This is a genomic window from Vibrio sp. YT-17, assembly GCF_033337375.1.
Taxonomy (GTDB): Bacteria; Pseudomonadota; Gammaproteobacteria; order Enterobacterales; family Vibrionaceae; genus Vibrio; species Vibrio alginolyticus.
Map to the genome: position 1 here is coordinate 1 of NZ_JAWOQP010000029.1, position 17,376 is coordinate 17,376.

A 17,376-nucleotide genomic window follows, 5' to 3' on the forward strand; every position below is an offset into this window, starting at 1 on the left:
TGGTGATTTCTCCAATTGATTTTCCGGTGTAGCGGTTTCCGACGTCTCGGAAAACCAAGTAGTTCTCTCAAAGTTACCTCTATTAACGACACCAAATTCAGAAGCTTTAGAAAAAAGTTTAAAAAAATAACATTGCGAGATTTAGCTAATAAAATTGAAGAAAAGTAAGAAAAAGTGCTCAAGTTTCCACAAATCGAGCCGAGAGGGCTAAACTGTATAGAAAACCAGTAAAAGGAAACAATTAAAGGTAAGTTCGCAGACGATAGACGTGAAGATTAGAAAAGAAAAAGCCCCTTTTCCTTTGAGAGAACTGGGGCTAGGTTGGTCGCCAGAGCCTATGTGGAGATCAAGAGAAATGAACACATTTCCGGCATACCGAGTGCAACTTTACATTGAAAATGATTGGCAGGTGAGAGATGAGAGAGCCGCTCATTCTATTGTAAAGCTGCTTGCCAAAAGCCTGCATTCCCATCCACGTCTGAATGTATTGAGTACAGGCTAAGTAAACTACTGCAATAGTGACATTGCAGAGTTTGGCAACTGTTTCGCTTGAGCAAGAATCGATGTACCTGCTTGTTGCAAAATTTGTGCTTTGGTCATTTGCGTGGTTTCTTTCGCAAAATCTGTATCTTTAATTCGGCTGTTCGATGCGTCAACGTTTTCTTGGATGTTTGCCAAGTTGTTGATGCTGTGACTCAGACGGTTTTGCTTCGCACCTAAGTCTGCACGTTGCGAGTCTACGTATTTCAGTGCCGAATCCAGCACAGAAATCGCGTTTTGAGAACCTTGTACCGTGGTCATATCAATATCTTGTACTGACGTTCTGATAGGTTCATCACTCAGGCCAAGCTCAGATGCTAATCCACCAGAAATAGAAATCTCACCCTGAACGTTTGGATGCGCGACAAAAACTTGCAACTTGCCATCTTCACTTACAGACGCATTAATCATATCAGACTGACCATTAATGTAAGTGGCAAGCTCTTCGATGTCGTCGCCCACTTTGGCATTAATGTTGATTTCTAGATCATCAACATTGCCGTCTTCGTCTTCACCCATACCTGGTAGCGTGATCTTCAAGTCAGATTTAGCTGGGTCAACGCTCCAGTTTTTATCTTTACCGTTCTCAGATAAGAAGGTCACACCGCCCATGCGAGTATCGTCCGCACGAATGCTGGTGAGTCCCATGATCATGGCTTCACCTGAGCTCGCACCAATCTGGAATGCCGCTTCACCGAATGAGCCGTTCAATAGACGACGACCACCAAATGAAGTGGTTTCTGCAATACGGTTTAGCTCGTCAATCAATGCCATTGACTCTTCGTTGATCGCCTGACGCTCAGCTGGAGAGTTAGTACCGTTCGATGATTGAATCGCAAGGTCACGCATTCGTTGCATGACAGAGGTTGCCTCATTCATCGCACCTTCAGCGGTTTGTGCAATCGAGATACCATCGTTCGCGTTACGCATTGCCACATCTAGGCCACGAGACTGTGCAGTTAAGCGGTTAGAGATCTGTAGACCTGCCGCATCATCTTTTGCACTGTTAATCTTATGTCCTGAAGATAAGCGCTCCATCGACGTGTTTAATTCATCAGTCGCTTTGTTTAGGTAACGCTGCGCGGTCATCGCGGAGACGTTAGTACTAACTGTTACAGCCATTTTGCTCTCCTGTTGAGTTCGCAAGCTTTTGCGAAGCGGCCAGCTTTACTCTCATTTGGATAAGCACTGACCGTAAAAGTTACTTGCTAAATCTGCCTTAAACGCAGGGTTTAGAATCTCTAAATCTGTTCTGATATTTTCAATACAATTTGTGTGCCAACTTGCGTGAATTATTTAACTACTTTTAAAAGAATCAAATAAACAATAAGTTAGCTTTATCATTAAGCTATTTCCGGTTTGTCAGCCTCATCTTAGCCCAAGGGTATTGAACGCTGCCCTGTTGCCGCCCGACTTGCCTCCCGCATCATTGCCGCTTTGGGTAAAATCGTGCCGCATGACATCTCAGACTCTCAGGTTACGTCGACTTATCGCGCTTAAGGCTTTGCACATAAGGCATCAAAATCAGACAATGTGTATGAGTGTCATACTAGATGTAGTTAAACAACGTTAGATCTTTGGTCTTACCGAATGCTTGTTGCGATGCCTGTAACGCTCGCGAGTTTTCACTGAACTCGATCACGGCTTTGGAGTAATCCAAGTCCTCAAAGTTGCTCTTCGCTTTTGCCAGAGACAAATTAAAGTCTTCATGATTTTGCTCTTGGATATCCAGCGTACTCAATCGAGCACCGGCATCTGTACGCGCTTTATTCAAATGGATAAAAGCAGCGTGGAATTCTTCTGTCATTTGGTGCAATTTGGCGGTCGCCGACGTATCCGAAACCGATTTGTCTGACCATGCCATTGCATCCTTGAAGGTATCGAAAATGCTGAACTCTGCCCGCTTTTCGATCTCAATGCTGTCACCAGGCGTAATTTGGCCTTTTACATGCACTTTCAGGCCTTTGTATTCAATCCCTTTCTCTGGAGAAAACTCATCGGCATCCACTACTTTGCCGTTACGCTCTAATTGGTAACCAAATTTGCCGTTATTCATATCGACAAATGTCACGCGATACGCCGCATCATCCTTAGCGTCAACGTTAGTAGCTTTGTTTAGCAACAGCTCAGAGCCATTTTGTAGATCGTAATTCGGCTGATAGTCGCCAAATGGGTTTGGTATCTCCATAAACAGCTTGCTGCCAGGATCGTTCATTGGCATCTCAAGCATGCTAGAAACTTTCATTTTGCGCTGATAATCGTCCCCAGCGTATTGCACGCTACCATCTTTATCGCGATAAAATGGTTGGCTTTTTGGCTTAGTGCCAGCAAACACGTAGTTACCAGATTCATCTTGCGAGTTCACCAAGTTAAGGAAGTTGTTCGCAATCTCTTCTAGCTCACGCTTCTTTGCTTGTCGGTCTTCAGCAGAAAAGGCACCGTTAATCATCTCCATCGTTAAGCGCTTCGACTCGTCGGCAAAATTCTCCGCATTGGCGATATTAACTTCGTGGTTTTCTAGACGATTACGCACCAACACTATCGAGCTAAGATATTGTTGTAGCTGTTCTTGTTGCTGACTAATGTTTTGGATGTAATGCGCAGCGAGGGGGTCGTCACTAGGTTTCAGTAACTTTTTCCCTGAAGCAAGTTGCTCTTGGTTGTGGTGAACCTTATTCTCTTGACGACGCAGATCATTTTGTACGGACTGATAGTTATGGAAACTAGAAATTCGGGTTAGCACTTATCTCTTCTCCTTACCTCAGTTGTAAAATGGTATTGAAGGTATCATTCGCCGCTTGCATCACACGTGATGAAGCCATGTACGCTTGTTGAAACTTCATCATGTTGGCCGCTTCTTCATCGAGGTTAACGCCAGAAATAGAAGCAACGCGCTCTTGCGCCGCTTCATGCTCTAAACGAGCGACGGAGGCTAAACGGTTTGCTGTAGAAGATTTCAGTCCAACTTCAGTATTGAGGTTATGATAAACATCGATCAAGGTACTGGATTTTCCATCCATCATCTTGTCTGTTTGGATCTTCTGCATTTTTCTCAAGTTGCCGTTACCACCTTCAGAAGGCACCAAGTTTGCGGTGAATTTATCATTCATCAGTGCGCCTTCGCTCAACTCAAACACGGTTGCATCGCCGTTTTTATACAGCGGATGGCTTTTCGGCACTGAGATTTCAATCATCGGGTTATCTTTATCTAACGGGTATGAGTATTTGTCCGATAGTAAATTACCCTTGTTATCCGTGATCTTTAACCACGGCTTATCATGCTTCTCGTCGGCTGGTTGTACGGTAACCTCAAACTCTTTAACATCCCCCGCCTCACGAATTTTAAACTTGGCGTTACCTTGGGCAAAAGTGGTTGAGGCTTCATAACTTTGTGCGGCAATAGCTTTTGCGTCATTGGTTTCCATCTTTATGATGGCTGCACCACTTCTCGTTGGGCGGAGCAATACGCGCTCACCGGCGCCAAGGCCTTCACCAATTTGCACTTTCATACCATCCAGAACAAACGACGAATCCGAACGGTCGATGTTCAACGACATTTGCTCACCTTTCGGTGTTGTCACGCTGTATTGGTCGCCATCAAAACGCAGCGAATATTCACCACCTTTGATCGCGGAAATGTCCTCGATGTAAACCGCAACATCAGCTTGTGAGTCAGGCGCAGCAAAAACTCGAGATTTTGCCACCAGCTCAGAGTTCACGTCGGTAAATACGTCTTTACCTATCTTGCCGTTGAGATCCAGACCTTGAGATTGCAGCTGATTAATTTTGTAGGAAAAGCCCGTCGCTAAACGGCCCATTTCATCTTGCAGTTGTGGGATGTGTTTGTCGCGCATTTCAAGTAAAGCGCCGATTTTGCCATCCATATCATCAGACTTGATCGCTTTAATGCCATTCCCTTCCACCATTGCTAATCGTCTTTGATGAACATCCGGATAGCCATCGATCATTTTGAGCTGACTTGCTTCCGTGCCAGAAACAAGAGTGTGTCCATTGCCGATATGAACATTAAACCCTTCCGCATTTTTGCGTGGGGTTACGGTAACTTTGGTGTACTCTGACAGCTCAGTAACCAGCTTTTCATGCTGATCCATCAGGTCATTATGTGGACCGGGGGTACGCATCATCAGTCGATGAATATCTCGAATTTCCAACGCAAGTTGGTTAACGCGCTCAATACCCATATCCAATTTTTTATTGGTGACATCAGATTGCAGTCGAACGGTTTCGTGGAAATCATTTAAGGTATCAGAGAAGATTTTCGCCTTTTCCAATACCACTTTTCGTGCCCCTAAATCGTTCGGGGTATCTGCCATGGTTTTTACCGCATCGAACCACTCATTCAGGTTCTCAGGAATTTTCTTCGATGCCACTGAACTCAACATGCTAGAGAGCATATCAAGATTGTCTTGGGTATCCGTTTTGTTGGCATTGTTGGTCGACGACAGGTTCAGTTCATTCACGGCAAACTGATCCCACGAGCGGCGAACATTTTCCACATGCACACCCATGCCGTAGGTAGAACCACCAAACATGCGCGGATCATTCGTGCCTTGGATAACAGACTGACGGCTATAACCCTCTGTATTAACATTAGAAATGTTATGACCAGTGGTGTTTAATTGTCTCTGAGCAGTAAGCACACTTTGAGTACCTACATTCAGAAGATCTGACGCCATACGTGCCCCCAAAAACGAAATATAAATCGGCAAAACCGATCACCTAGACACGTTAAAAGCAAAAGATGTGCCAAGTGATAGAAAGGCGTAGATATTCAGATAAAGTGAAGGCTTGCACTATGGCAAGCCTTCGAGAACGTCATAAATTGGCGCAGAGACATTACATACTTTCGATTTTATCCTTCACCTGCAGGACTTTATCTGCGTAGTTCGGATCGGTCGCGTAACCCGCACTGTGGATACCGCGAATAAACGACTCTGAATTCCCGCGTTGCTGCAATGCTGTCTCGTAACGTGGGTTGTCATTCAAAAATCGTACAAAGTCATTAAAGCTGTCTTCGTAACTTGAGTAGGAGCGAAACGCCGCCGTCTCTTTCACTGGCGTGTTATCGTGGAACTCTAAAGTTTGCGTCGTCACTTTGTCACCCTGCCAGCTTCGATCTGCTTTGATATTAAATAAGTTGTTGCTGCTGCCACGCGCGTTCTTCACGACCTTTTGTCCCCACCCCGTTTCCAAAGCGGCTTGCGCAAGTAGCAAAGATGGCTCGACACCTAGGGCTTTCGCAGCTTTCTCCGCGTATGGCTTCATCGAGTTAACAAAGGATTCTGGTGAATCGAATCGAGTGGGTTCATTGCTTGGTCGAGATAGTTGACCAGATTCAATCAAGCGCTGTTCAATCTCGCGCGCTTTTTTCGGGTCAACACGACGATATTCCGCAGCATTGTTTGCCGCATCACGCATAGCCGTTTCTTTTTTGTCGTTCCCTTGCCCAGCCGTTAATTGCTTAACAATCATATCGGCCAGTCCCATTGAACCAGACGAACTCAATTCACTCGCCATCTGTTCATCCAACATTTGTCGGTAGAACTTCTCGTTTTGGCTGTTCATCATGTTGGACTCAAAGCCCTCATTGGCTTCACGCATGGATTTCAACATCATGGAGGTGAAGATCGATTCGAACTGACGAGCAGCCGCATGCAATGCTTCTTGCTCGCCATCTTTTCCCTCTTTCACTGCTTTTTGACGCAGAGTATCCAGAGAACTGATGTCATGGATAAAACCAATGTCGTTAGGATTGTTCATTATACCTACCTCCTAACCATTAAATGATGATCAACTGGCCTTCAATGGCACCAGCTTGCTTCAATGCTTGTAAAATTGCCATCAAGTCCGAAGGCGCAGCCCCGACTTGGTTCACGGCACGGACCAAATCATCCAACGTTAAGCCTGGTTCGAACTTAAACATTTTTCCTTGCTCTTCGCTGACTTCGATATCCGAGTCTGGTACGACAACGGTTTGCCCACCAGAAAAGCCGTTAGGTTGGCTAACATTCAGGTTTTCTTTGATCGCAACCGTCATGCCGCCGTGCGTTACTGCTGCTGGTTTAAGACGCACATGCTTACCAACTACGATGGTGCCCGTGCGAGAGTTAACGATGATTTTGGCTGCACCATCTGCTGGGTCGAACTCTAGGTTTTCGATTGCCGATAAGAACGCAACACGCTGGCTGACGTCACGAGGAGCACGCACGCGCACTGATGTCGCGTCAACAGCGCTCGCCATTTGTGGGCCAAGGAAGTTGTTTACAGCATCCGCCATACGTTGAGCCGTTGTGAAGTCTGACTCAAGCAAGTTGAACGTGATGTAATCACCACGACCAAATGGGTTTGGAATTTCTCGCTCTACTGTCGCACCACTAGAGATAAGACCAACGGTTGGATTGTTACCTACGATTTTAGAACCGTCAGCGCCTTCAGCACTGAAGCCGCTCACCACTAAGTTACCTTGAGCAACCGCGTAAACTTGACCGTCGAGACCTTTGAGGAACGTTTGTAGTAGCGTACCACCACGCAAACTTTTAGCACTTCCGATGGAAGAGACAGTCACGTCCACTTGCTGACCCGGTTTAGAGAAAGGCGGCAACTCTGCCGTAACCATGACTGCGGCAACGTTTTTAATTTTTGGCTTTGTGCCCGGCGGCATCTGAATGCCGAAGTTTTGCAGCATGGCGGCGAAACTTTGCTCTGTAAACGGGTTCGCTTCACCCGTACCAGGTAAGCCTGAAACCAAACCATAACCCACGAGTTGGTTGCTTCGTACACCTGCCACTTGCGCGACGTCTTTGATACGTGCGGCTTGGGCTACGGTAGAAAACAGAGCAACGCTCATCAGTACTAAAAGGAGTTTTTTCATGCTTACTTATCTCTTGCAGTCAAATTGCCGTCAGCACGGCGTGTTATAGCGCTACATTAAAGAATCGTGCCAAGAAGCCTGGCTCTTGCATATCTTGTTGCAAACCAGTCCCTGAGTATTGAATTCTTGCGTTAGAAACACGATTTGATGCAATGGTGTTGTCGAAATTAATATCATCCGGACGAATAGTGCCACTTAAACGTATGTACTCATCACCTGTATTTAGCGTCATCCACTTCTCACCGCGGATCACGAGGTTGCCGTTTGCCAGTACTTCAATCACCTCAACAGTGATGTAACCACTGATGCTGTTGCTCTGCTTTGCAGAAGAGTCACCTGCAAATGAGTTGGAGTTGTTTAAGTCATAAGAGAAATTATATTTTCCGCCAATTTGCAGCTCTTCTCCGCCAACTTGAAGCGGGTCCATTTGCGCTTCATTGGTTTTCGATAAATCGGCATTTGCGCTTTTCGTCGCACTGGTTGTCTCATCCAGTGTTACGGTAATAATGTCGCCAATACCACGTGGTTTAGAATCGTCGTAGAGATCGGTAATGTGCTCGGCGCTAAACAACGAACCTGTTGCAGCAGCATAATGCTCAGGTTTGTTTTTCGGATGAATTGGAGCCCAAGCAGGATCGCCAGCAACCGGATCGCTTCTACCACGTAAAGTATCTACAATACCGCTGCTCTCTTCTTTCGATTTATCGCCTTCTACTGCGTCGACCACAGTGGTTGCTTGTGTCACTTCATCCGTTTCAATCGGTTCCAACATGGCACAGCCCGACATCGTAGCAATCAAAGCGAGTAGGCAAATACGTTTCATCGTGAGCTCCTCAAATCTTGCTCTTAATCGTTACAATTGCTGGTTAACGAAGCTCATCATTTTATCGACTGACGAGATCACTTTTGAGTTCATTTCGTAAACGCGCTGGGCTTCAATCATATTGACCAACTCTTCCGTTACATTCACGTTGGACGCTTCCAGCATGGATTGACGAATTTCACCCAAACCGTCCAAACCAGGAACACCCTCTTGTGGATCGCCACTGGCACCCGTTGGTAAGTAAAGGTTCTGACCAATTGGCTCTAGGCCACCCGGGTTAACAAAGTCTGTAATGGTTAGCTGACCAACGACTTGGTTGTCTTGCTGACCTCGGACGCGAACCGACACTTCACCATCCGTACCGACAGTAATAGAAATCGCATCTTCTGGAATCACAATTTCAGGCTCTACAGGGTAGCCAGAACCCGACGTGACTAACGTGCCTTCACCATTTAGCGTGAACTGACCGTTACGGGTATAACCGATGTTGCCGTCCGGCAATGTCACTTGAAAAAAGCCGTCGCCTTCCACCATCATGTCCAGTGCGTTGGTCGTTGTCTGTGCATTGCCGTGCGTGTGCACTTTTTGCGTCGCAACCACTTTAGAACCCGCACCTAGCATCAAGCCACTTGGCAGTTCCGTGTTCTGAGATGACTGGCCGCCAGGCTGGTTGATGTTCTGATAGAACAAATCTTCGAATACTGCACGGCTCTTTTTGTAGCCGACAGTAGAGGCGTTCGCCAAGTTGTTCGAAATCGTGGCAATGTTGGTTTGTTGGGCGTCTAGACCTGTTTTACTTACCCATAGTGCTGGATGCATAGTGAACCTCTAACTCTGTTAACTCATACGAAGCAGTGAATCTGAAGATTTATCCATTTCTTCAGCTGTGCTCATCATCTTGACTTGCATTTCAAACTGACGTTGTAAGTCAATCAATGCGGTCATTTCACCTACGGCATTCACGTTACTGCCTTCTATCGCTCCCGTCTGGAGACTAACAGTCGCGTCTGCTTCGTAAGGTTGGTTTGGAGTTTTATGGCGAAATAAGCCATTGGTGTCTTTAAACAAGCTTTGGTCATTAGGCTTAACGAGCTTAATGCGATCAACCGCTTGGAATTCTTCTGCCGGGGCACCTTGAGGAAGTACAGAGATGGTGCCATCCCGACCGATTTCAATTTTGGAGAGAGGAATAGGCAAAGTAATCGGCGCATCGTTTTCACCCAGCACCAAATGACCACTTGCGTTGGTAAGCATGCCATTTTGATCGACTTTTAGGTTGCCGTTACGGGTCAACCCTTCTTTCCCTGTGTGATCGAGTACCGATATCCAGCCGCTGCCTTCAATCGTCACATCCAGATCACGCCCTGTTGTAATCACGCTACCTTGAGCAAAGTTATGCCCTGGACGCTCTGTCATGCTGAACACACGTGAAGGATGGCCTTCACCATAAGCCTGCATTGAGCGAGCCTGTGCTAAATCAGCCCGAAATCCGGTCGTGCTTACGTTAGCCAAGTTATTAGCGCGCAATTGTAGTGCCTGCATATTTTGCTTGGCGCCACTCATTGCGAGAAACAGTGCGCGATCCATAAATTACTCCAAAAAATCTCTCTATACACGGAGTAAAAGCAATAGTTATGCCAAAACAAAAATAGACTTATCAATCAATACTTTGAATTAAAAATCAACAATGAAAAGAGGTCAATAGAGGCAGAAAACTGTAACGAGAGGCAAGGTTTTGATCCATACGGCGGCAACAGCGGCAAATCGTAGATCAAAGCATGCTTAGCCTGAGTGAGGTGTATTCAGGCTAAGCATCAGATGAATGTCATGATGAAAATGAACAAAGCGGTAATTACTAAGAAGCAATCACACGCCATTGCTTACTCAAGCAGAGTATCGAATGACCCAGCTAGTGCTCTAGCGGATCTGTAAGATATTCTGTTGTAGTTGGTTGTGTACTTCTAGCGAACGTGAGTTTGCTTGGAAGTTACGCTGAGCAGAGATCAGGTCCACCAACTCCTGCGTCATATCAATGTTTGACTGTTCCAGCATACCGTTATTGATGGTGCCGAAAGAGCCTTTATTTGATTCACCCCAGATCTTGTCACCAGAGAACTGCGTTGAATCCCATTGAGTGCCGCCTTTCTTATCCAGACCTTGCTCGTTTGGAACACGTACGAGAGCAACACGACCCAATGTAACGTTTTCACCGTTTGAGTAAGTCCCCAATACGCTGCCGTTTTCATCGAAGTCAACTTTGGTTAGGAAGCCCGTTGTTGCACCGTCTTCGTCAAACTTAGTCAGTTCGAACGGAGCCGCAAACTGTGTTGCTGAGCCTAAGCCGAAGTTAAGCGTCTGCGCAGGATCGGCACCATTCATATCGACTGGTGTCGTGTTCGTCGCCGGATCGCCCAGAGCCACAGAAGTGATTGGCTGACCATTGTTCAAGCTCGCCAACGTACCATCGTTGTTGAACTTCATGGTATGCCCCACATGACCTGTTGGCGTTTGCGCATCACCAGCCGCAACATTTAAAGGCTTTTCACCTTCTTTATCTGTCACGGTGTAGTAAGTGTTCCATGTATTTGGCTGAGTCTGATCTTTCAAGTAATACGTCGTTAGCTTGTAAGACTGACCCATCGAGTCATAAATTGTCGAAGAGGTTGAACGGTTGTATGTATCAGGGTCTGAAAAATCAAACTGCGTTGGATCTTTCAAATCGCCGTTCGCTGGCAAGTTCACACCCACTTCAATGTTTGCTGTTTGTTTTGGCTTACCAAATTCAGCAGGAATATTGATGGGTTGTGGCTCGTATGAAGAAACCTCACCAGAGCTTGGGTCCACTTGGTAACCTAATAAGAACTCGTCGTTCGCGGTCACCATGTAGTTTTCTTTATTTAAGTGAAATGCACCATTACGTGTCAGTTCATTCTGTTGTGGAGTTAGACGCTCTTTCGCTACAGCGAAAAAACCTGTCCCCGAAACACGCAGATCCATTGGGTTGTTGGTGTAAATGCTTGAGCCTTCATGGAACTGCTGCGCCACTTGGCTTGCTTGCGCACCACCACCCGGCGTGGTTTTTGCGTTAGTAAATAAAGAGTTAGAGTAAACATCAGCAAACTCAGCACGGGACTCTTTAAAGCCGTACGTGTTGGCGTTCGCAATGTTGTTACTGGTGGTGTTCAAATCCAGTTGGGCGGCGGACAAACCGCTTAAAGATACATATGACATTCCAAAATCTCCTAATCTAGCGAGCTATGACTACGCTTTGCCGACTTCCAATACTTCTGCAAGTCGAACTGGCGATTCAAAACCAGCCAGATTGAGTAATACGTTTCCGTCACCTTTGCCAAGCAATACGCTGTTTACGTTGGCATACGTCGATACTGGGAACTCTTGCGACTCCCCTTCAACTAAGCCAGACGCTTTCACTTTGTATTTGCCAGCTGGCAGTGGATTTCCGCTTTCATCTTTACCGTCCCAAAGCACACGCGTGTCGCCGGCTGGTTTCGCCCCTACCTCAAAGGTACGAACCAGTTGGCCAGCTTCATCCTCTACACGAACAAACAGATTATCGATAGATTGTGAAAGCTTAACCATTGCCGCCATTGGTGCGTCGTCCTGCTTCACACCTGCTGCTCCTGGGACCAATACGTCACGCCCTACCAAAGAGGAAGCTTGTAACGCTTGATTTGATGTCATTGACGAATTCAAACTCTCAAACTGAGTGTTCATCTTGCCAATGCCATCAACGGTCGCAAATGAAGCCATTTGCGCAATCATCTGGTCATTACTTACCGGCTTAAAAGGGTCTTGCTGAGACAGTTGCTTCGTGAGCAATGATAAGAAGTCTTCCTGTTTTAGATCCTGCTTACCCGTGCTCTCTTCCGCTTTCTTGTTACTCTCTTGTAGACTTTTAAGCTGGTCGATATAGGACAAGCCGCTTTGACCAACGTTGTTAATTCCGGCCATACGCTACCCCCTTATCCTTATTGACCCATCTGCAGCGTACGCAGCAGCATTTGTTTACTAGAATCAGCGACCTGTACATTAGTTTGGTATGCACGAGAAGCTGAAATCATGTTTGCCATTTCTTCCATTACATTGACGTTAGGCTTGTAGATGTAGCCTTCTTCGTTTGCTAGGGGATGGTCTGGGTTGTACTCCGCATTCAGCGGTTTATCACTTTCTACAATACCCATCACTTTCACTGGCACCGTATCACCGCCACGCATGGCGTTACTTAACTCTGCACCAAACACTGCATGACGCGCTTTGTAAGTGTCTTTCGCAGAGCTGCTGACACTGTCGGCGTTCGCCAAGTTGCTTGAGGTAGTATTCAGACGAACGGATTCAGCGCTCATTGCGGAACCTGTCACATTGAAAACGTTAAATAAGCTCATCTAAATTATTCCCCTTTGATTGCTTTGGTTAAGTTCTTGAATTTGCTGCCTAGAAAGTCGAGTGATGCTTGGTGTCTGATTTGGTTTTGCATAAACAAGTTACGCTCTAAATCCAAGTCTACCGTGTTGCCATCTCCCGTATCTGGTTGCGTAGGAAGACGATATAACTTGTCCCCAACCAACGTTGTAGTGGCAGGAATATGCCGACCATCTGTGCGACTAAGACCAATGCTTGCCCCAGATGTTGCCGCTTGCAATTCCTTCGCAAAGTCTAAACCTCTTGCTTTGTAACCAGGCGTGTTTGCTTGTGCGATATTGGTGGAAATCACCTCTGCATTGCGCTCACGTACGCCCACCGTGTGCTGGTGGATCCCTAGTGCATTGTCAAAAGATATAGCCATGTTTGCCTCTACAATTAAGAACTGACCGTGATTGATAACCAAAAAGCAATTAGCATGCCAAAACCTAAAGCATTACACCAACCTAGTGGTTACCGTGAATTGAAATAGCAATAAGTGAGCCAAAGTAACTGGAATGTCATGTCGTATCACTTTGTTCACTTAATAAAGATACACCGTGTTGAGGGCACAAGGCAAAAACGCGCTTCAACTAATTGAGTGATACATGAAACGCTCGGCGCAGAAAGGTAACAAACAAAAAAGCCTGACACGAAGTCAGGCTTTTCTATCAATGAAGAGATACCGCTATTTAAGCTTGTAAATGATGCCCGGATTACAGCGCACCATTTCAAATTTATCAGTCAGACCAGTTAGCGACTCTGATGCCCCTAACAGCAAGTAGCCACCAGGGTTTAAACTGCTCGCCATTTGGTTAAGCACTTTAGATTTCATTTCTGGAGAAAAGTAAATCAATACGTTACGACAGAAAATGATGTCGAACTTACCCATCAGTGCGTAACTGTCCATCAAGTTTTGTGGACGAAAGTTCACCAAACGCTTGACGTTATCTTTGACTTTCATGCGACCACCGTCCGCATTTTCAAAGAAGGTGCGACGACGTTCTGGTGAAAGCCCGCGACCCAAAGCCAAGTTGTCGTACACCCCTGCACGACACATCTCGAGCATACTTGCCGAAATATCTGTGGCTGTAATGGACACGTTTGGTAACAAGCCCGGCTTGCGCTGTTGCGTTTCCAGGATCGTCATTGCAATAGAATACGGTTCTTGGCCCGATGAACTGGCAGCAGACCAGATCTTAATTGGGCGCTTGCTTGCCGCTACTTCTGGCAATAATTTGTCAGCTAAAACCGTGAACGGATAAGTATCTCGAAACCACAAGGTTTCGTTAGTCGTCATCGCATCCACAGCGGCGACTCGTAATTCTCGATTACGCCCTGTAACAACATCACGTAGCAAATCTGATAACGATGCGAGCTTAAACTTCGTCACTAAAGGACTCAGTCGGCTACGCACGAGGTATTGCTTGCTATCACCTAACACGATGCCACATTGCGATTCTAGAAAACGGCTAAAGTCACGATACTCTTGATCACTGATTGTAATAGCAGTCATTAATGTCTCTTTTATTGTGTTAATGCAGATTTAACCGCGTTACCCAACTCATCTGGGTTAAATTTCGCAATGAAGGTGTTGGCACCTACACGCTCAACCATAGCTTGGTTGAATACACCACTTAATGAAGAATGGAGGATAACATAAAGGTCTTTCAAATCGGCATGTCTGCGAATTTCAGCCGTTAAGGTATAGCCGTCCATTTCTGGCATTTCAATATCGGAAATAACCAACGAAATTTGATCGTAGATATTGCCTTCTTGAGCCATTTCAATCAACTTATTGTACGCTTCTTTGCCGTCTTTGACAGATACGACCTCAAAACCGATGGATGTAATCGCACGCTCTACCTGTTTACGCGCGACCGTCGAGTCATCAGCAATCAGTATGCGGCGTACAATAGGCTTTTCTTGTTCTGCTTGTGCGATTTCTTCGCCAATAGCGGAATCCATCGTTTCATCAACTGGCGCAATTTCTGCCAGGATTTTTTCAACGTCAAGGATTTCAACCAGCTCATTGTCAATGTTTGTCACGGCAGTCAAGTAGTGCGCTTTACCTGCACCGTCTGGCGGTGGCAAAATCGCTTCCCAATGCATATTGATAATACGCTCAACCGATGATACCAAAAATGCTTGGATCGTACGGTTAAATTCTGCAATAACAACAAAACATTTATCTAAATCAGTGGTTGGGCGGCCACCAATTGCCAGGCTCAAATCAATAACGGACACGGTATGGCCGCGGATATGAGCGATACCTTTAACCAGAGGGTGTAGATTTGGCATTGAAGTCAGCTTAGGGCACTGTAGTACTTCTTTCACTTTGAATACGTTAATGCCGTAGCGCTGTCGGCCCATCAGTCGAAAGGTCAATAATTCCAATCGGTTCTGACCGACGAGTTGCGTACGCTGATTCACCGAGTCAAGAATCCCCGTCATATGCTCATCTCCATCTCAAACTTTTTGTTTTTAAATGATACTCTACCACTGGCAAGCACGATACCAGGGAGACAGTATGGCGTATTTCACTTTCACTTCGACACCATTGACTATGACAATATGTAGAGCGCTAATTACAAAGTACGCTAAGTCTATCGGCATTTTGCTCAGTATGTTTAGCTTTTTTGTTCATTCAGCTTCAGATAATCAGATCGAGCAAATAAAAACAGCAGCAGAACAACATATTCTTGCTACGGTTGATCAGCCTGATGGTGGCGAGCTATCTGTTAATGCGGCAGAGATCGACTCGAGAATAAAAGCAACGGATTGCCCTGTTCCGTTAGATACATCTGCCTCTTCCACCAGCAGCACGAGAAGTAACATCAATGTGTTAGTGGAATGCCAACCGGATGACTGGAAAGTCTATGTCCCTGTGAGGATCTCGGTATCAGTACCAATGATCGTCGCTACACGAACACTAGGGAGAGGAGAAATCGTCAGCGCATCGGATGTTACCACTTCCATGATCGAGCTACAGCGCTTTCGTAAAGATGGATTTTCTAGCTACGATCAAGTGGTTGGGGCAAAGCTAAAGCGTAATGTTCGCTTAGGCGATGTCGTAGAGAGAAATGATGTTTGTGTGGTATGCCGAAATGAAAAGGTCATTATCAAAGCGGTGAATTCTGGCATGACGATCACAACGCAAGGCACAGCATTGCAGGATGGTTCAGCTGGCGATCAAGTAAGAGTGAAAAATGATAAGTCGCAACGTATAATAGAAGGCATAGTGACTGACATTGCGGAAATCACTGTTAATTTTTAATACCCACTGGTAGCGTGTTTAAACTGATCAATAAAAATGCAAAAAATGACTAAAGTTATTTTTGCGCTGGTCGATAGTCTGGATACCAGTATTACGATACAAGGCAAAGGTTAAACATGGCAGGTATAGATAATATACGTTCAGGGCAAATGATGACGACAACAAGTCGCGCACCTGCACGTAACGATTCCAATGCTACCAGCACGACAGAATCAAAAAAGGCGCCAGCGCAACAAGACGCAGTATCACTCAGCCAGCAAAGTAAAGCCGTCAGTAAACTCCAGAAGGATATGGCAGCTTCTCCGGCATATGACAGCGCCAAAGTTGCAGCAATCAAAGAAGCTATCACAAACGGTTCATACAAAGTCGATCCTGAAAAATTGGCTGACAACATGATTAAGTTTGAAAACGAATTGCAAGGCAAAAGCTAACTGACTTAGGCCGAAGGTAAGTATTTTATGGCAGCATTAGTCGATCTCGTTAATTTCCAGCTAGAAAATGCTAAGGCACTTTCCGCTGTTTTACGCCAAGAAACACAAGCAATAACGGCGCGTGTCTCTACCGAGATTGAGAACATTGCCAAACAGAAGATGACGCTCATTGATCAGCTCAGAACAACTGATCAGCGAATCGCCTCTCACCCGCACGTCAATCAACTTACTGAAGATGAGCACCTAAGTCAGGTTGTTGCTCAAATCCAATCGATCGTCCTCGACTGTCAACAAGTTAACCAAGTAAATGGCGAATCGCTTAGTCGCGCACAGCTGAGCTTCAATAAACTCAACAACATGCTCCAGCGAACTCATGGCAAAGTTGGCATGACCTACAATGCGGGCGGAAAAACCCACACCATCTCGACGCTTGGCACCAATATAAAAGCTTAAACGTCACTCCTACCCTCAATTCCCGCGCTCACGTAGATATAAAAAAGCGACTCATTGTTACCAATCAGCCGCTCAAAAAGATTATCTGTCTAGTGAAATGGTTTAAAACAAAGTTTGCTGACGCTTCTCAGGCACTTGCTGAACTTCTCCATAATCACGTAGCTTATCCATCTTACGGATATCCAGACGCAGCTCAGTCACATAACTGTCTTCAACAAGATAACTACGCACAACTTCTGCACCACGAATTACACCATCGACGGCACCAGTGGTGCTTTCAATACCCAAACGCTGGTCTTGCAGCTCTGCACGTCCACTAACACGCATGCCATAAACTTGCTCTGCTAGCTCACGATAAGCATCAATTTTTGATGCGCGCATTGCACGTACACGCTTTTCTTCTACTGTGCGGCCTGTTTGCTCACTGACGCTGGCGTAGCCCACCGCCACTAAGATTTCATCTTGACGCATCTGTTGTAATGGCTGACACCCAACCAATATCAGTGTGGCAACAATAAATAATAACTTCTTCATGCTTCTA

18 protein-coding genes are annotated in these 17,376 nt (G+C 45.8%); 3 read left to right on the top strand and 15 right to left on the bottom strand.

Features of this window, described 5'->3' with window-relative positions:
- Positions 1-507: 507 nt before the first annotated feature.
- From R7F67_RS20950 to R7F67_RS21015, 14 genes are all read right to left on the bottom strand, one after another.
- Positions 508-1,662: a flagellin gene (locus R7F67_RS20950; protein ID WP_064369047.1), complete on the bottom strand. Its 1,155-nt coding sequence runs from the start codon at positions 1,660-1,662 to the stop codon at positions 508-510.
- A gap of 427 nt (positions 1,663-2,089) precedes the next feature.
- A complete protein-coding gene (gene flgL / locus R7F67_RS20955; RefSeq protein WP_005382037.1) occupies positions 2,090-3,283 on the bottom strand; it encodes a flagellar hook-associated protein FlgL in 1,194 nt (397 codons plus the stop codon).
- 13 nt (positions 3,284-3,296) lie between these two features.
- Positions 3,297-5,237 (bottom strand): flagellar hook-associated protein FlgK, encoded by a 1,941-nt coding sequence (flgK, locus tag R7F67_RS20960; protein ID WP_085570131.1) that lies wholly within the window; start codon positions 5,235-5,237, stop codon positions 3,297-3,299.
- Between the two features lie 160 nt (positions 5,238-5,397).
- Positions 5,398-6,324: a flagellar assembly peptidoglycan hydrolase FlgJ gene (gene flgJ, locus R7F67_RS20965; RefSeq protein ID WP_031779079.1), complete on the bottom strand. Its 927-nt coding sequence runs from the start codon at positions 6,322-6,324 to the stop codon at positions 5,398-5,400.
- Between the two features lie 16 nt (positions 6,325-6,340).
- Positions 6,341-7,432: a flagellar basal body P-ring protein FlgI gene (locus R7F67_RS20970; protein WP_005393118.1), complete on the bottom strand. Its 1,092-nt coding sequence runs from the start codon at positions 7,430-7,432 to the stop codon at positions 6,341-6,343.
- A 43-nt stretch (positions 7,433-7,475) separates the two neighbouring features.
- On the bottom strand, positions 7,476-8,255 hold the full coding sequence (gene flgH / locus R7F67_RS20975) for a flagellar basal body L-ring protein FlgH (protein WP_005382033.1): 780 nt from the start codon (positions 8,253-8,255) through the stop codon (positions 7,476-7,478).
- 30 nt (positions 8,256-8,285) lie between these two features.
- Complete coding sequence (flgG, locus tag R7F67_RS20980; RefSeq protein ID WP_005382032.1) at positions 8,286-9,074, bottom strand: flagellar basal-body rod protein FlgG; 789 nt, start codon at positions 9,072-9,074, stop codon at positions 8,286-8,288.
- A gap of 18 nt (positions 9,075-9,092) precedes the next feature.
- Complete coding sequence (gene flgF, locus R7F67_RS20985) at positions 9,093-9,842, bottom strand: flagellar basal-body rod protein FlgF (RefSeq protein ID WP_005382031.1); 750 nt, start codon at positions 9,840-9,842, stop codon at positions 9,093-9,095.
- 330 nt (positions 9,843-10,172) lie between these two features.
- The gene (gene flgE, locus R7F67_RS20990; protein ID WP_005382030.1) at positions 10,173-11,486 is read right to left on the bottom strand and encodes a flagellar hook protein FlgE; all 1,314 of its coding nucleotides are present in this window, start codon (positions 11,484-11,486) and stop codon (positions 10,173-10,175) included.
- 30 nt (positions 11,487-11,516) lie between these two features.
- Positions 11,517-12,227: a flagellar hook assembly protein FlgD gene (gene flgD, locus R7F67_RS20995; RefSeq protein ID WP_005382029.1), complete on the bottom strand. Its 711-nt coding sequence runs from the start codon at positions 12,225-12,227 to the stop codon at positions 11,517-11,519.
- A gap of 17 nt (positions 12,228-12,244) precedes the next feature.
- On the bottom strand, positions 12,245-12,658 hold the full coding sequence (gene flgC / locus R7F67_RS21000; protein ID WP_005382028.1) for a flagellar basal body rod protein FlgC: 414 nt from the start codon (positions 12,656-12,658) through the stop codon (positions 12,245-12,247).
- A gap of 5 nt (positions 12,659-12,663) precedes the next feature.
- Positions 12,664-13,059, bottom strand: coding sequence for a flagellar basal body rod protein FlgB (flgB, locus tag R7F67_RS21005; RefSeq protein ID WP_005382026.1), 396 nt, complete (start codon positions 13,057-13,059; stop codon positions 12,664-12,666).
- Positions 13,060-13,362: 303 nt separating this feature from the next.
- Positions 13,363-14,190, bottom strand: a complete 828-nt coding sequence (locus tag R7F67_RS21010) for a CheR family methyltransferase (protein ID WP_005382024.1) — start codon at positions 14,188-14,190, stop codon at positions 13,363-13,365.
- An 11-nt stretch (positions 14,191-14,201) separates the two neighbouring features.
- On the bottom strand, positions 14,202-15,128 hold the full coding sequence (locus R7F67_RS21015; protein ID WP_005382022.1) for a chemotaxis protein CheV: 927 nt from the start codon (positions 15,126-15,128) through the stop codon (positions 14,202-14,204).
- Positions 15,129-15,204: 76 nt separating this feature from the next.
- On the opposite strand from R7F67_RS21015, the gene flgA reads away from it, so the two are divergent.
- The 3 genes from flgA (at position 15,205) to R7F67_RS21030 (ending at position 16,835) form a co-directional block, all read left to right on the top strand.
- Entirely contained in the window at positions 15,205-15,951 is a 747-nt protein-coding gene (flgA, locus tag R7F67_RS21020; RefSeq protein ID WP_005382020.1) for a flagellar basal body P-ring formation chaperone FlgA, read from the top strand.
- 116 nt (positions 15,952-16,067) lie between these two features.
- The gene (gene flgM / locus R7F67_RS21025; RefSeq protein WP_005382018.1) at positions 16,068-16,382 is read left to right on the top strand and encodes a flagellar biosynthesis anti-sigma factor FlgM; all 315 of its coding nucleotides are present in this window, start codon (positions 16,068-16,070) and stop codon (positions 16,380-16,382) included.
- 27 nt (positions 16,383-16,409) lie between these two features.
- Positions 16,410-16,835 (top strand): flagella synthesis protein FlgN, encoded by a 426-nt coding sequence (locus R7F67_RS21030; RefSeq protein WP_005382015.1) that lies wholly within the window; start codon positions 16,410-16,412, stop codon positions 16,833-16,835.
- Positions 16,836-16,937: 102 nt separating this feature from the next.
- On the opposite strand, the gene flgP is transcribed toward R7F67_RS21030, so the two are convergent.
- Positions 16,938-17,369 carry a flagellar assembly lipoprotein FlgP gene (gene flgP, locus R7F67_RS21035; protein WP_005382014.1) on the bottom strand — a complete coding sequence of 144 codons (432 nt, stop codon included), beginning with the start codon at positions 17,367-17,369 and terminating at the stop codon, positions 16,938-16,940.
- Positions 17,370-17,376: the final 7 nt, after the last annotated feature.

Coding starts and splice junctions, on each gene's coding strand:
- R7F67_RS20950 (WP_064369047.1), bottom strand. CDS start 1,662: ATGGCTGTAACAGTTAGTACTAACGTCTCCGCGATGACCGCGCAGCGT.
- flgK (WP_085570131.1), bottom strand. CDS start 5,237: ATGGCGTCAGATCTTCTGAATGTAGGTACTCAAAGTGTGCTTACTGCT.
- R7F67_RS20970 (WP_005393118.1), bottom strand. CDS start 7,432: ATGAAAAAACTCCTTTTAGTACTGATGAGCGTTGCTCTGTTTTCTACC.
- flgH (WP_005382033.1), bottom strand. CDS start 8,255: ATGAAACGTATTTGCCTACTCGCTTTGATTGCTACGATGTCGGGCTGT.
- flgG (WP_005382032.1), bottom strand. CDS start 9,074: ATGCATCCAGCACTATGGGTAAGTAAAACAGGTCTAGACGCCCAACAA.
- flgF (WP_005382031.1), bottom strand. CDS start 9,842: ATGGATCGCGCACTGTTTCTCGCAATGAGTGGCGCCAAGCAAAATATG.
- flgE (WP_005382030.1), bottom strand. CDS start 11,486: ATGTCATATGTATCTTTAAGCGGTTTGTCCGCCGCCCAACTGGATTTG.
- flgD (WP_005382029.1), bottom strand. CDS start 12,227: ATGGCCGGAATTAACAACGTTGGTCAAAGCGGCTTGTCCTATATCGAC.
- flgC (WP_005382028.1), bottom strand. CDS start 12,658: ATGAGCTTATTTAACGTTTTCAATGTGACAGGTTCCGCAATGAGCGCT.
- flgB (WP_005382026.1), bottom strand. CDS start 13,059: ATGGCTATATCTTTTGACAATGCACTAGGGATCCACCAGCACACGGTG.
- R7F67_RS21010 (WP_005382024.1), bottom strand. CDS start 14,190: ATGACTGCTATTACAATCAGTGATCAAGAGTATCGTGACTTTAGCCGT.
- R7F67_RS21015 (WP_005382022.1), bottom strand. CDS start 15,128: ATGACGGGGATTCTTGACTCGGTGAATCAGCGTACGCAACTCGTCGGT.
- flgA (WP_005382020.1), top strand. CDS start 15,205: ATGGCGTATTTCACTTTCACTTCGACACCATTGACTATGACAATATGT.
- flgM (WP_005382018.1), top strand. CDS start 16,068: ATGGCAGGTATAGATAATATACGTTCAGGGCAAATGATGACGACAACA.
- R7F67_RS21030 (WP_005382015.1), top strand. CDS start 16,410: ATGGCAGCATTAGTCGATCTCGTTAATTTCCAGCTAGAAAATGCTAAG.
- flgP (WP_005382014.1), bottom strand. CDS start 17,369: ATGAAGAAGTTATTATTTATTGTTGCCACACTGATATTGGTTGGGTGT.